This is a genomic window from Streptococcus sp. ELY_137 (genome assembly GCF_058314515.1).
This window is the reverse complement of record NZ_JBZFUL010000004.1, coordinates 1-12,567: the sequence shown is the minus strand read 5'-3', so window position 1 is coordinate 12,567 and position 12,567 is coordinate 1. Positions and strand designations below refer to the sequence as shown.

Below are 12,567 nucleotides of genomic sequence, written 5' to 3'. Positions count from 1 at the left end.
AAGAATGTCTCAAATTATTGAAGCCATAAAAAACAATTTGGATTTAACCAAAAATGTTCCCTTGAAAATCTCATTTTATGAGGCTTTAAAAAAGACTATTATTATGAGTGAGATTCCTGCGGGTGCACGCATCAATGAAAAAGAGCTCTCAGCGGCTCTCAACATCAGCAGGACACCAATTCGCTATGCCTTAAGCGTCTTGGAGGAGGAAAAGCTGGTCGAACATATTCCCAAAAAAGGCATCATTGTGCGCGGTATCAGTCTTAAGGATGCCATAGAAATTTTCGATATCCGAAAGGCTCTTGATACCTTGGCAGCTACCAAAGCTATGTACTTAATGACCGAGGCCGATTTTGCAGACATGGAAAAGATTCTAACCGACTGTGAGGGCTTTATTGACGATGGGGACGTGGAACAAATCCTACAGAACTTCAATCAGTTTAATGAGCTCATCTATCAAAAGAGTCAAATGCTCCGCCTGCGCGAGATTGTGCTGGAACTGCAGACCTACCTTAGATATTTCCGAGAAATCTCAATCGGTTCTCTGGAACGACGTAAGCAGGCGTTAGCTGAACATTGGATTATCTACCGCGGGATGAGAAATAAGGACGTTGAGCAGATTACCTTAATCACGCACGAACACCTTAATTCTTCCCTGAATTTTATCATGAAGGAAATGGAAAGCAGAAAAACATGACTGATACAGATTTAGCTGTTTATGCCTATGCAGCTAGGCAAGCGCTGCTTTACGAGCTAAATTTGAGCCCTAAACCCGGACTGGTAGACCGCTTTGATAATGGAGCTCACAAGGATATGACCTATGCTAGTTTTATCGCGAGTATAGAAGCTCTGTTTCCCTTTTTCGAGCGCTATATTCAGACTGGTTGGCACTATGCCTCTGATAAGCCTCAGTTTATCTTTGAGCGTTTACGTTCCATCGGTATAGAAGCAGAAAAAGCCATGTTTCAAGCTACAAATGGGGTCAATACCCATAAAGGAGTCAATTTTTCTCTGGCCTTGCTGCTGGGAGCAACCGGTATTTATCTGGCTAAGAATGACTCTAAGACCAAATGTGTTACTTTTACCCCTCAGACAAGCCAAGATCTTGCCCAACTAGTTCAAACGATATCCGCTCAGGCTATACAGGCCGATTGGGAGCAGTTAGATACAAAGACCAAGCTTAGTTATGGGGAGCGTCTGTTTCTTGATTACGGCATTAAGGGACCTCGCGGGGAAGCTGCAGCAGGCTTCCCAACCCTGATTGATAGAGCCCTGCCTTTTTTTCGACAGGAGCTAAAAGCAAAGCAGGATCCGGAATGGAGTCAGCTAAGACTGCTGCTTTACTTAATGTCTCAACTTGAAGATGGCAATATCATCCATCGAGGCGGGCTTGAAGCTTGGCAGCTGGTCAAAAAAGAATCCCGTCTTTTATTGCTTAGCGAAGACTTGAAAACTTCAAAAAAGCTCTTAAGACAAGAATTATCGGACTATAACCAAACACTGATTGAGCGCAATCTCAGTCCCGGAGGCAGCGCTGATCTGCTAGCCTTAACACTTTATTTTGCTTTTTTAGAACGATTATTGTAACCCTATACAAAATAATGAGCCCTTTCACTGCGTGAAGCATCCTCCAAAAGTTAAATTTTCTATCTAACTTTTGGAGTGCACTTCAGCGTTAAAAGAGCTCTTTTATAAAACGGTCACAAGCCATCTGACAATAAAAGGCATGATAAGAGTCGTGTAAATAGTTCGGCTAATTTGCATACCGGCTATTTTAGGCATATCTCCGCCCAGTTCTCCAGCTAACAGGGAAATATCTGTTGCCCCCGCAGGAGAGGAGGCAAATAAGGCCGACTGTAGATCAAGCAAACCAGTTTTATAAACAAGAAAACCAAATAGACCATTAATAAGCAGATAACTGGCTAATAGAAGAAGGATAGGAATCAATAAATGAAACATTCTAAATAAGCTGGTCTGGGTAAAATTAACCCCTATCAGCGCACCTGCAACAATCTGCGCTAGGTAACGAATAGAAATGGAGAGCTGCTTGGTGTCCCGCAGTATTTTCAAGACACAAGAAAAAATCAGGGAGAAAATTAAGGCGCCTACAGGAATGCCAAGCCACCACCCTAGCAGGCCTCCCAAGCTAGCGATGCAGAGAATTAAGGCATTATTTTTCCACTGCTGGCTCTTGGTCAGCTCGGTTCTTATGTGTGTTGACAACTGTTGGGGAGGAGCGGAGATATCTGCTTTAGAAGCAGTCGGCGAGATGGGCGTTATTTTTTTAGTCAACCAGGCTACCCAAAGCGGTAAAATAATTAGAATGCCGATCAGCCTAGCTGACTGCAAGGTAGCTACAATGTCTGACTGAGCCCCCATATCAATACTCATCAAGGAGACATCAACAATCCCTCCCGGTAAACAGCTCAAAAAGGCTGTTACTGGATCTAGCTGAAAGAAGGCTATAAATACTAGTCCTACAAATACCATGTTAAGTGTGAATAAGCCCATCAAGCCAGCAATAGGTTTAGCCAGATGCGGAAGGTTGCGCAGGTCTGATTTAGAGACTTGCTGGCCGATATAGGCACCGCTGACAATTTGGGCAAAGATTTTTGCGCCAGAAGCAATAACCATCTGTCCCGTTATGATAGAAACAGTAGCGACGGCTATCATGCTCCCCACCATAAAGGGGGCTGGAAGGCCAATTTTTTTCGCCAGTACACCACCAAGAAGTCCTACTGTCACTGTTAAAAAAAGGTGCCCTATCATCATTTTCGCCTTCCCATCATTTGATTCTGTATCTTTATCTGTCTCAATTATGACATATTTTGAAGGACTTATAAAGTTAGCTGTGTACTAAAAGTGTTTTAAAAAGAACTAGCATTGAAAAGCTGTTTTTAATAGTGGTACAATAAGGCAAAAGCCAATAGAGGAGGATAGGCTGATGTCAACTGATACCATTTCGAAGATTTTTCCCTGGGACACTGCTAGCCTCAAAAAGGTCGATGAACTGTTAGAGCGAGAAGGACTTAAGCGAGACGCTCATCTCGATTATACCTGCGCTATTTTTAATGAGAACCTTGAAGTAATTGCGACGGGGAGCTGTTTTGGAAATACACTGCGCTGTCTCAGCGTCGATCATCGTTATCAGGGAGCTGGCCTGCTGAATAAAATCGTCACCCATTTGGTTCAGGTTCAATGGGAACGCGGAAACACCCATTTATTTCTCTATACTAAACCCTGCACAGCTAAATACTTTGCGGATCTGGGCTTCCATGATATCGTTAGATTGCCTCAGGTAGTTTTTATGGAAAATAAAAAGACAGGGTTCAAAAACTATCTGTCAAGCTTAGAATCATCTCCTAACCCAGAAGCACAGACAGCTGCCTTAGTCTTAAATGCCAATCCTTTTACACTGGGGCACCAGTATCTGATTGAGCGGGCTGCAGCCGAGAATGACTACCTGCATGTCTTTATCGTCAGTGAAGATACCAGCCTGATTCCCTTTAAAATCCGTAAGGACTTGATTAAACGGGGAACTGCCCATCTGGACAATATTATTTACCATGACACAGGGGATTACATCATCAGTCGTGCCACCTTTCCCAGCTACTTTTTGCAGGAAGAAGAAGCGGTTATCAGAGGACAGGCCTTGATCGATGTTAATATTTTTATCCAGATTGCTAAAGGACTAGGTATTTCTAAACGCTATGTCGGAGAGGAACCTCGGAGTTTTGTGACTAATATTTATAATCAAATTATGCAGGAGGAGTTGCCCAAGGCTGACATTGACTGCCTGCTTGTCCCAAGAAAAACAACTGCTGACGGACAAGTCATCAGTGCTTCTACAGCTCGCCAAGTTATCAAAGAAGGACAACTGGAGCGCCTAAAGGATCTGCTGCCAGAAACTAGTCTCCATTACTTTTTGAGCGCTGAAGCGCAGCCTTTGATTTCAAGCATTCAAAAGGCTGAGGAAGTCATTCATTATTGAGATCAAACTATTTTTGACTCGTAGGGGGAGATAAAAGCTTTAGCGATAAGCTAGCTTAAAAAACTAGGCTAATTATGTTACAATAAAATGAATACTTTCACAGGAGAAAATCATGGATAACAAACTTACTATCGCCCGAGAAATCAAGGCTGTCCTGCCTGATTTAGCGGTTGAAGATATTATTAGTCTACTGGAAACCCCTAAGAATTCGACCATGGGAGACTTAGCTTTTCCTGCTTTTTCTCTGGCTAAAGCCCTGCGCAAGGCACCGCAGATAATTGCCAGTGATATTGCTGAAAAAATCGATAACCGACCATTTGATAAAGTTCAGGCTGTCGGCCCTTACGTTAATTTCTTTCTTAACAAGAAGGACACTTCTCAGGCAGTCTTGGCTGAAGTTTTGCAAAAGGGAAAGGGCTATGCCGCCCAAAATATCGGTCAGGGACGTCATATTACTCTTGATATGTCTAGTCCTAATATTGCTAAGCCCTTCTCCATCGGACATTTGCGTTCAACAGTTATCGGGGACAGTCTTGCTAAGATTTTTGAAAAGATTGGTTATCGGCCTGTTAAAATCAATCATTTGGGTGACTGGGGCAAACAGTTTGGTTTATTAATCGTTGCTTATAAAAAATGGGGAGATGAGGAAGCTGTCAGAGCCAATCCCATCAATGAACTGCTGCAGCTCTATGTTCGTATCAATAAGGAAGCCAAGGAGCACACTGAGCTCGATGAGGAAGCTCGTGAGTGGTTCCGCAAATTAGAGGCTGGAGATTCGGAGGCTATTGAACTCTGGCAATGGTTTCGCGATGAAAGTTTAGTTGAATTCAACCGCCTCTACGATGAACTCCAAGTCAGCTTTGACAGCTACAATGGGGAGGCTTTCTACAATGATAAAATGGACGAAGTGGTTTCTCTCCTAGAAGAGAAAGGGCTCTTGCAGGAGTCTCAGGGGGCTCAGGTTGTCAATCTTGAAAAATATGGCATCGAACACCCTGCCTTGATTAAAAAATCTGACGGCGCCACCCTTTATATCACTCGTGATATCGCCGCAGCACTTTACCGCAATCGTACCTATGATTTCGCCAAATCTGTCTATGTCGTTGGAAACGAGCAGGCAAGCCATTTCAAACAACTCAAGGCGGTTTTAACAGAGATGGGTTACGATTGGGCAGACGATATTGTTCATGTGCCTTTTGGCCTAGTCACAAAAGATGGGAAGAAGCTATCAACTCGTAAGGGCAACGTTATCCTTTTAGAACCAACGATTGCAGAGGCTATCAAGCGGGCCCAAGAACAAATCAACGCTAAAAATCCTAACCTGCCTAATAAATCGGAGGTCGCTCACGCTGTTGGTGTGGGAGCTATCAAATTTTATGATCTTAAAACAGATCGTCTCAACGGTTATGACTTTGATCTAGATGCTATGGTTTCGTTTGAAGGAGAGACCGGCCCTTATGTCCAATATGCCTATGCTCGGATTCAATCCATCCTTCGCAAAACGGACTTCAAGGTTGATCCAGCAGCTGACTATTCCTTAGATGATGCTGAAAGCTGGGAAATTGTCAAATTAATTCAAAATTTCCCAGCCACTATCAAGCGAGCGGCCGATAATTTTGAACCATCTGTCATTGCAAAATTTGCTATTAATCTGGCTCAAGCCTTCAATAAATATTACGCTCATACCCGTATTTTAGATGACAGTTCAGAACGCGCCAGTCGTCTAGCCCTCAGCCACGCGACAGCCACTGTCCTCAAAGAAGCTCTGCGCCTCTTGGGGGTTGAAGCGCCTGAAGAGATGTAAATTGATGGTCATTGCCCTCATCCATAAAATGCTGTGAGCTCTTACAGTTACGATATAATGAAGCTCAAAAATACTATTAACCTAGAAGGAGCATATTTCTCCTCCTAGGCTTTTCTTTACTTTCTCGCATTAAACAGACTTTAAAAGATAAAAAAGAGCCTGACCAAGTGAACAGCTCCCTAAAAGTTAGACAAAAAATCTAGTGATTGGGGGCAGGTCAGTTTAGTTTGGTCAGGTTCTATGATTTTGAATAAACGAATAAACTCCTAACACCATTTTAAGCTCTCGATCACTCACTCCTTCTTTTTAGTCACCCATCTGGCAATTCCAGCAACTAACAGTACTGTTATTAGGATAAAGGCAACAATAGCTACCGTAGCACCTACCGCATCAGGTAAAGGACTAAGTCTATTTATTAACCGAAGAACGGAAAGAGTGGCGATAAGGAATAAGGTAGAGGATTCAATCCTAATCAGTGAAACTATCTCATTATCAATTGCCCATAAAAACCCAGGGAAGCACAGCAGGGTTATTGCCATTATAAACAGGTTTGAGAGTTTCTCTTCACCATTGTTAAGCAATGTCATCATAAGGACATTTGATATAACGATAAGGATCGTACAAATCGTAAAAGAACTTTTTCTTTTCATGATAGCCACCCCAGCTTTTGGATAAATTTAACGCTACCTTGTATTGCGTGATAGCCAGTATATAAACAGAACAGTTTCACTCAAATCGATCGGCCTGTTATTGTAAATGACTTTACTAGAATCCTCAAGCTAGTTCAAAGTCATTTGACAGCAGGCAAAAATTATTTGGCAAAAGCAACAGGCACTTGATTTGAACTATACTAATCTTCCTCAGCAAAACGGCCTAGGATGTGGACATCTTCAGCAATGGAAACAAAGGCTTCAGGATCGCTCTTATGCATAACCTCTTTAAAGTCACTAAACTCTTCACGAGTAATAATTGTAATCAAGACAGCTTTCTTTTCATGATTATAGGTGCCTTCAGCATCGTTAATCAAAGTAACACCGCGATGGAGCTGCTTATGGATTTTTTTGATAACGCGCTCAGGCTGGTTGGTTACTATCGTTGCTTGCATTTTCTTTTGCTTTGTGAAAAGAGCATCAGTCATCCGACTGGAAACAAAAATGGTAACCATTGAATATAAAGCATACTGCCAACCAAATAAAATACCAGCAAAAACCATGATAAAACCATTAACAATCAACGAAATGGAACCAACATCACGGCCTGTTTTCTTGCGAATATAAAGGCTGACAATGTCAGTACCCCCGCTAGAAATGCGCGAGCGCAAACCATAGCCTATCCCAATTCCCATAATTAAACCGCCAAAAATAGCATTGATTAGGGGATCTTTGGTCAATGTAACCTGGGGCATTATCTGGATAAAGAAGGAACTGACGGTTACTGTGATAAAGGTAAATATTGTGAAACGGTGGCCAATCTTAAACCAGGCTAGTAACATTAGAGGAATATTGATGGCATAAAAGGTGATCCCTACAGGAATGACAAAGCCGACAAAACGCTCACTGAGTGCAGATAAGACTTGAGCTAGACCAGTCGCCCCACTTGAGTACACATGTCCCGGTTGAAAAAAGAAGTTTACCGCAATACTAGAAAGAATTCCGTAAAAGAGCGAGGCCGAGATTTTCTCAGCATACTTCTCACGGGAAATACTGCGGGCCGCATGAAGCAGACCGACCTTTTTAGCTGCCTTACCAACAGCATATTTAAATTGTCGTTTAGGCTGTGTTTTTTTATTCATGGTCTTGCACTTGCAGAGCTAGTTCTTCCAATTGTTTATCTGCTACAGGGCTCGGTGCCTGAGTCATCGGGTCTGAAGCTTTGTTGTTTTTAGGGAAGGCAATAACTTCACGAATATTGTCTTCGCCAGCTAAAATCATGACAAAGCGATCGAGTCCAATCGCTAAGCCACCATGCGGTGGGAAACCGTAATCCATAGCTTCCAACAAAAAGCCAAATTGCTCCTTAGCTGATTCTTGGCTGAAGCCAAGAGCCTTGAGCATACGCTCTTGCAAGTCTTTTTGATTGATACGCAGACTACCGCCGCCTAGTTCGTAACCATTTAAGACAATATCGTAAGCTACCGCACGAACCCTGGATAGATCACCTTCCAATTCATAAACCGATTCTTCCGTTGGCAGTGTAAAAGGATGGTGAGCTGACATATAACGCCCTTCTTCTTCTGACCACTCAAACATTGGCCAGTCAACTACCCAAAGGAAATTGAAGGCAGAGTTGTCAATCATGTCAAGAACCTTGGCTAGACGTGTACGCAGACCACCCAGCGTTGCGTTGGCAACCTCAAGCCTATCTGCAACAAAGAGAACCAAGTCGTTGTCAACTAATTGTAAACGATCTGTCAATGCGCCTGCAATATCTGTTAGAAACTTAGCAACTGGACCTGTCACTTCACCATTTACAAGTTTAATCCAAGCTAGACCTTTAGCGCCGTACTGCTTAGCCACTTCTGTTAATTTATCGATGTCTTTACGGGAGTATTTATCAGCGGCATCTTTCACTACGATAGCTTTTACAACAGGTGCTTGAGAGAAGACCTTGAATTCAATGTCCTTAACAAGATCTGTCAAGTCTTGTAAAAGCATGTCAAAACGTGTATCGGGCTTGTCTGAACCATAGTTGTTCAGAGCATCATCGTAGCTCATACGAGGGAAAGGAAGCGCTACATCAACACCTTTGGTCTCCTTCATGACACGTGCGATCAAGCCTTCAGTAATATCTTGGATTTCTTGCTCATCAAGAAAGGAAGTTTCCAAATCAATCTGTGTAAACTCAGGTTGACGGTCCCCACGCAAGTCTTCATCACGGAAACACTTAACTATCTGATAGTAACGGTCAAGCCCAGCGTTCATTAACAGCTGCTTAGTAATTTGTGGGCTTTGCGGCAGGGCATAAAAGTGACCTTGGCTGACACGAGAAGGCACCAAGTAGTCACGCGCTCCTTCTGGTGTTGACTTGGTCAGCATCGGTGTTTCCACATCGATGAATTCCAACTCATCAAGGTAGTTACGCACACTGTGAGTTACCTTGGCGCGCAGCTTGAGGTTACCCAGCATATTAGGGCGGCGGAGATCCAGATAACGGTAACGTAAACGATTTTCATCGGTCATTTCCGCATCATCTTTAATTTCAAAAGGTGTTGTCTTAGCCGTATTGAGGATAGTCAGTTCACTGACTTGGAGTTCAACCTGACCAGTTGCAATCTTATCATTAGCCTGCTCACGGCTTTGAACAGTCCCTGTTACCTCAATAACAAATTCACTGCGCAGACTTTCAGCCTTAGTCATAACGTCGCTAGACACTTGTTCAGGATTGATGACCAACTGCATGATTCCTTCACGATCACGCAAATCAATAAAGATCAAACCACCAAGGTCACGGCGGCGGGCAACCCACCCTTTAAGGGTAATCTGACTTCCAATATGGTCACTGCGAACATGACCAGCATACATACTACGTTTCATACTTTGAGACACCAAGCCCAAAACGGCTTTATCCTTTCTCCATCTGAGTTTTTACATTCTTATCTATTATAGCAAAAAGCATACTAAAACCCCACCCATCAGGCGGAGTTTTTCACTTATTTCCCAAATGCAGCAATCAGAGCGCTGGTATCAACAAACTCATCCTGAAACTCTTCAATCTCGTCAAATTGGTACTCTGCCTCATCTGTCAGATGATTCCAACGAAAGCCATAGACGTCCTCAATCGTGACACCCCACTCATCTGTTTCCTCATCGTATTGCCAGCCTAGATAACGCTCGGCTGGCTTGAAGACCAGAATAACCTTTTGGTAGTCATGGTCCCACTGCTGTCCTAAAAACTGCTGACACATAGCGTGATCGCCGGCTCTCTCGCCATTGAACCATGGGATATCGTGTTTATCCAAATAAGCAATCATCTTCCAAAACTGTTCCTGAAAGCGGATAGGCAGACTGCGATCGAAGCCTAGGCTAAAGGTCTGCTCTTCTTTTAACAACTGTTCAATACTTGTCACTGAATTCTCCTATAGGGTTGCCCTTTTTTCTCTCTTATTCTTGGAGTTTAGCCAGAATGCCAGCAAAGTCTGTAGTAATTTCTTCAAAACTGGCAACAACTTCTTGACGTGTTTGGTTGTTTTTAATCGCAACTTTACCCGTCTCAACTTCGCTCTCACCTAAAGTAATGACAGTCTTAGACTTGAAAGCATCTGCTGATTTGAATTGTGCTTTAATCTTGCGTCCCAGATAATCACGCTCAGCCTTAAAGCCTTGCTGACGAAGGGCCTCTACCAACTCAAGCGCCTTAAGATTGGCACCATCACCAAGAACAGCCATATAAACGTCCAAGCCTTCATCAATAGGAAGCTCAACACCTTGTTTTTCAAGAACGAGCAGGAGACGCTCAAGCCCCAGACCAAATCCGAATCCCGGTGTTGCTGGTCCGCCAAAATATTCAACCAAGCCATCGTAGCGACCGCCCGCACAGATGGTTAGCTCTGATTTATCAATGGTTGTGATGAACTCAAAAATCGTATGATTGTAGTAGTCGAGTCCGCGCACCATGTTGGTGTCAATGACATAAGGGATAGCTAGAGTCTCTAACATCTGGCGCACCGTATCAAAATGCGTTTGACTTTCTTCATCCAGATAGTCGAGGATGGAGGGCGCATTCTCAACAGCTAACTTGTCTTCCTTCTCCTTAGAATCCAGCACGCGCAAAGGATTTTCTTCTAAGCGACGCTGACTGTCTTTAGACAGACTCTCACGCATGGGGGTTAGATAATCGATAAGTGCTTGACGGTAAACCATACGGCTTTCAGTGTTGCCAAGACTGTTGAGATGGAGGGTTACATTCTTGATACCAAGCTGTTTAAACAATTGATAAGCCATAGCGATGGTCTCCACATCAGTTGCTGGATTGCTGGACCCAAAACATTCTACTCCAATCTGGTGGAACTCACGCAAGCGCCCGGCTTGTGGACGCTCGTAACGAAACATGGATCCGATATAATACATCTTAACAGGCTTTTGCACCTCAGGCGCAAAGAGTTTGTTTTCCACAAAAGAACGCACAACTGGGGCCGTTCCTTCCGGACGCAGAGTAATATGGCGGTCTCCCTTGTCATGGAAGTCATACATCTCCTTGGTTACGATATCGGTCGTATCTCCGACTGAACGGCTGATTACCTCATAGTGCTCAAACATGGGGGTTCGGATCTCGCCATAGTTGTATTTTTTAAATGTTTCACGTGCAACATTCTCTAGATACTGCCACTTACTACTCTCAACTGGCAGAATATCCTGCGTTCCCTTAGGTTTTTGAAGTTTCATATTTTATGATACAAAGGTCGAAAAGAAAGCGACTGAAAGAAAATTAGGAAGACAATCAGCCTTATGACTAGACTGGCTTGTCGATTTTCTGGGCTTTCCGACCGTGTTCAATTCCTTTTTCACAGTCTTTGGACCTTTTCCTTTCTGTACAGACTAAAATCCCTATCATTTTATCATTTTTTAGAGGATTTTGGGTTGGATATCAGAATTTTTTTCAAAACTTCTGTCAAGTAACTTTACTTTACAGAAATCTTATGATAAACTGTTAGAGTTGATTTAAAATCAAGATTAATCTATTGGAGGAAACATACAAATGGCAGTACCTGCTCGTCGCACGTCAAAAGCGAAAAAAAACAAACGCCGCACACACTACAATTTGACAGCTCCAGCTGTTAAGTTTGACGAAACTACTGGAGATTACTCACGTTCTCACCGTGTATCCCTCAAAGGCTACTACAAAGGACGTAAAATCGCTAAAGCTAACGCAGCTGAATAATAGAAGGGAGATACCATGCGCGTAAATATTACACTTGAACACAAAGAATCTGGTGAACGCTTGTACCTTACTTCAAAAAACAAACGTAACACTCCAGACCGTCTTCAGTTGAAAAAGTACTCACCAAAATTGCGTAAACACGTAATTTTTACTGAGGTGAAATAACACAAAGAAAGCCTATGAAATCAACGCTTCAAAGGCTTTTTTCTTACTTAAAATGTGGTTTTGTCTGATTAAAAAGTGAGAGCAAACATAAGAAAGATTGTGATATACTGTTCATAGTAGTTGTATCCCAAAAAAGAGATTGTTGAAAAGGCAAAACTTAGAGAACTGTTTGATAAGCTATTAACAAAAATTTAAGCGCCTTTTTATTATAAGTCTTATGAGGCTTTTTGTATATCTTAAATTGTCAAATTAAGTTGGACAGTTTCACCTGACTCAGAAAAACATGATAAGGGGTTTGATAGTTTAAAGATTTTCTAGGAATTCTATTTCTCTTATCAGCTATAGCTGATAAGGTGTTTTGTGAAACACCTTTAAAATCCATTTGCTTAGGTAGTCCATATCTCCTTAAAAGACCGTTAGAATGCTCATTAAGGCCTCGTTGCCCAGGACAACCAGGGTCCGCAAAGAAGATATCAATATCATGTTGATTTGAAATGGATTTCCAGTTAGAAAATTCTTTTCCACAGTCAAATGTGATGGACCTGAACAGATGTTTGGGAAATCGGGAGAGCCAGCGATTGATTGAGTATTCAATATCACTAGCCTTTCTTCCTGCGGTTTGAAGCGTGATAATAGCTTTGGATTGTTTCTCAACTAGAGTAATCACCGCACTCTTGTGATTCTTACCAACGATGGTATCACCCTCAAGATGACCAAACTCAGTGTCAAA

The 12,567-nt window shown here is 42.6% G+C and carries 13 protein-coding genes; 6 read left to right on the top strand and 7 right to left on the bottom strand.

Translation table 11 applies throughout. From position 1 onward, the window contains the following. Window positions 1–4: 4 nt before the first annotated feature. Window positions 5–697: a GntR family transcriptional regulator gene (locus AC4HAO_RS04115; RefSeq protein ID WP_447452607.1), complete on the top strand. Its 693-nt coding sequence runs from the start codon at window positions 5–7 to the stop codon at window positions 695–697. Continuing rightward, window positions 694–1,587 (top strand): triphosphoribosyl-dephospho-CoA synthase CitG, encoded by an 894-nt coding sequence (citG, locus tag AC4HAO_RS04110; RefSeq protein WP_491093075.1) that lies wholly within the window; start codon window positions 694–696, stop codon window positions 1,585–1,587. Before AC4HAO_RS04115 ends, citG begins: the two co-directional genes overlap by 4 nt. A 102-nt stretch (window positions 1,588–1,689) precedes the next feature. Here citG and AC4HAO_RS04105 read toward each other — a convergent pair whose 3' ends face one another. Then, window positions 1,690–2,772, bottom strand: coding sequence for an AbrB family transcriptional regulator (locus AC4HAO_RS04105; RefSeq protein ID WP_491093076.1), 1,083 nt, complete (start codon window positions 2,770–2,772; stop codon window positions 1,690–1,692). Between the two features lie 172 nt (window positions 2,773–2,944). Here AC4HAO_RS04105 and citC point away from each other — a divergent pair, with 172 nt between their 5' ends. Together citC and argS are read left to right on the top strand one after the other, a co-directional pair. Continuing rightward, on the top strand, window positions 2,945–3,991 hold the full coding sequence (citC, locus tag AC4HAO_RS04100) for a [citrate (pro-3S)-lyase] ligase (RefSeq protein ID WP_491134670.1): 1,047 nt from the start codon (window positions 2,945–2,947) through the stop codon (window positions 3,989–3,991). A 112-nt stretch (window positions 3,992–4,103) separates the two neighbouring features. Next, window positions 4,104–5,795 carry an arginine--tRNA ligase gene (gene argS / locus AC4HAO_RS04095; RefSeq protein ID WP_491134669.1) on the top strand — a complete coding sequence of 564 codons (1,692 nt, stop codon included), beginning with the start codon at window positions 4,104–4,106 and terminating at the stop codon, window positions 5,793–5,795. 293 nt (window positions 5,796–6,088) lie between these two features. Here the strand turns inward: argS and AC4HAO_RS04090 are convergent, their stop codons facing one another. The 5 genes from AC4HAO_RS04090 to hisS all read right to left on the bottom strand — a co-directional run bounded on the left by AC4HAO_RS04090 (window position 6,089) and on the right by hisS (window position 11,176). After that, window positions 6,089–6,445, bottom strand: coding sequence for a hypothetical protein (locus AC4HAO_RS04090; protein ID WP_491093079.1), 357 nt, complete (start codon window positions 6,443–6,445; stop codon window positions 6,089–6,091). A 200-nt stretch (window positions 6,446–6,645) separates the two neighbouring features. Then, window positions 6,646–7,587, bottom strand: coding sequence for a YitT family protein (locus AC4HAO_RS04085; RefSeq protein WP_447452613.1), 942 nt, complete (start codon window positions 7,585–7,587; stop codon window positions 6,646–6,648). Further along, a complete protein-coding gene (gene aspS / locus AC4HAO_RS04080) occupies window positions 7,580–9,328 on the bottom strand; it encodes an aspartate--tRNA ligase (protein ID WP_491134668.1) in 1,749 nt (582 codons plus the stop codon). The genes AC4HAO_RS04085 and aspS overlap by 8 nt, the downstream gene beginning before the upstream one ends. 116 nt (window positions 9,329–9,444) lie before the next feature. Continuing rightward, window positions 9,445–9,861: a hypothetical protein gene (locus tag AC4HAO_RS04075; protein WP_491134667.1), complete on the bottom strand. Its 417-nt coding sequence runs from the start codon at window positions 9,859–9,861 to the stop codon at window positions 9,445–9,447. A 34-nt stretch (window positions 9,862–9,895) separates the two neighbouring features. After that, entirely contained in the window at window positions 9,896–11,176 is a 1,281-nt protein-coding gene (hisS, locus tag AC4HAO_RS04070) for a histidine--tRNA ligase (protein ID WP_491134666.1), read from the bottom strand. A gap of 313 nt (window positions 11,177–11,489) precedes the next feature. Between hisS and rpmF the strand changes: the two genes are divergently transcribed. Both rpmF and rpmG read left to right on the top strand, forming a co-directional pair. Continuing rightward, window positions 11,490–11,672 (top strand): 50S ribosomal protein L32, encoded by a 183-nt coding sequence (rpmF, locus tag AC4HAO_RS04065; RefSeq protein ID WP_491093083.1) that lies wholly within the window; start codon window positions 11,490–11,492, stop codon window positions 11,670–11,672. Between the two features lie 15 nt (window positions 11,673–11,687). Beyond that, on the top strand, window positions 11,688–11,837 hold the full coding sequence (gene rpmG / locus AC4HAO_RS04060) for a 50S ribosomal protein L33 (protein WP_002262412.1): 150 nt from the start codon (window positions 11,688–11,690) through the stop codon (window positions 11,835–11,837). Between the two features lie 244 nt (window positions 11,838–12,081). On the opposite strand, the gene AC4HAO_RS04055 is transcribed toward rpmG, so the two are convergent. Next, window positions 12,082–12,567 (bottom strand): IS30 family transposase (locus tag AC4HAO_RS04055; protein ID WP_491134665.1); only part of this gene is annotated, 486 nt, incomplete at its 5' end.

Coding starts and splice junctions, on each gene's coding strand:
- AC4HAO_RS04115 (WP_447452607.1), top strand. CDS start 5: ATGTCTCAAATTATTGAAGCCATAAAAAACAATTTGGATTTAACCAAA.
- citG (WP_491093075.1), top strand. CDS start 694: ATGACTGATACAGATTTAGCTGTTTATGCCTATGCAGCTAGGCAAGCG.
- AC4HAO_RS04105 (WP_491093076.1), bottom strand. CDS start 2,772: ATGATGATAGGGCACCTTTTTTTAACAGTGACAGTAGGACTTCTTGGT.
- citC (WP_491134670.1), top strand. CDS start 2,945: ATGTCAACTGATACCATTTCGAAGATTTTTCCCTGGGACACTGCTAGC.
- argS (WP_491134669.1), top strand. CDS start 4,104: ATGGATAACAAACTTACTATCGCCCGAGAAATCAAGGCTGTCCTGCCT.
- AC4HAO_RS04090 (WP_491093079.1), bottom strand. CDS start 6,445: ATGAAAAGAAAAAGTTCTTTTACGATTTGTACGATCCTTATCGTTATA.
- AC4HAO_RS04085 (WP_447452613.1), bottom strand. CDS start 7,587: ATGAATAAAAAAACACAGCCTAAACGACAATTTAAATATGCTGTTGGT.
- aspS (WP_491134668.1), bottom strand. CDS start 9,328: ATGAAACGTAGTATGTATGCTGGTCATGTTCGCAGTGACCATATTGGA.
- hisS (WP_491134666.1), bottom strand. CDS start 11,176: ATGAAACTTCAAAAACCTAAGGGAACGCAGGATATTCTGCCAGTTGAG.
- rpmF (WP_491093083.1), top strand. CDS start 11,490: ATGGCAGTACCTGCTCGTCGCACGTCAAAAGCGAAAAAAAACAAACGC.
- rpmG (WP_002262412.1), top strand. CDS start 11,688: ATGCGCGTAAATATTACACTTGAACACAAAGAATCTGGTGAACGCTTG.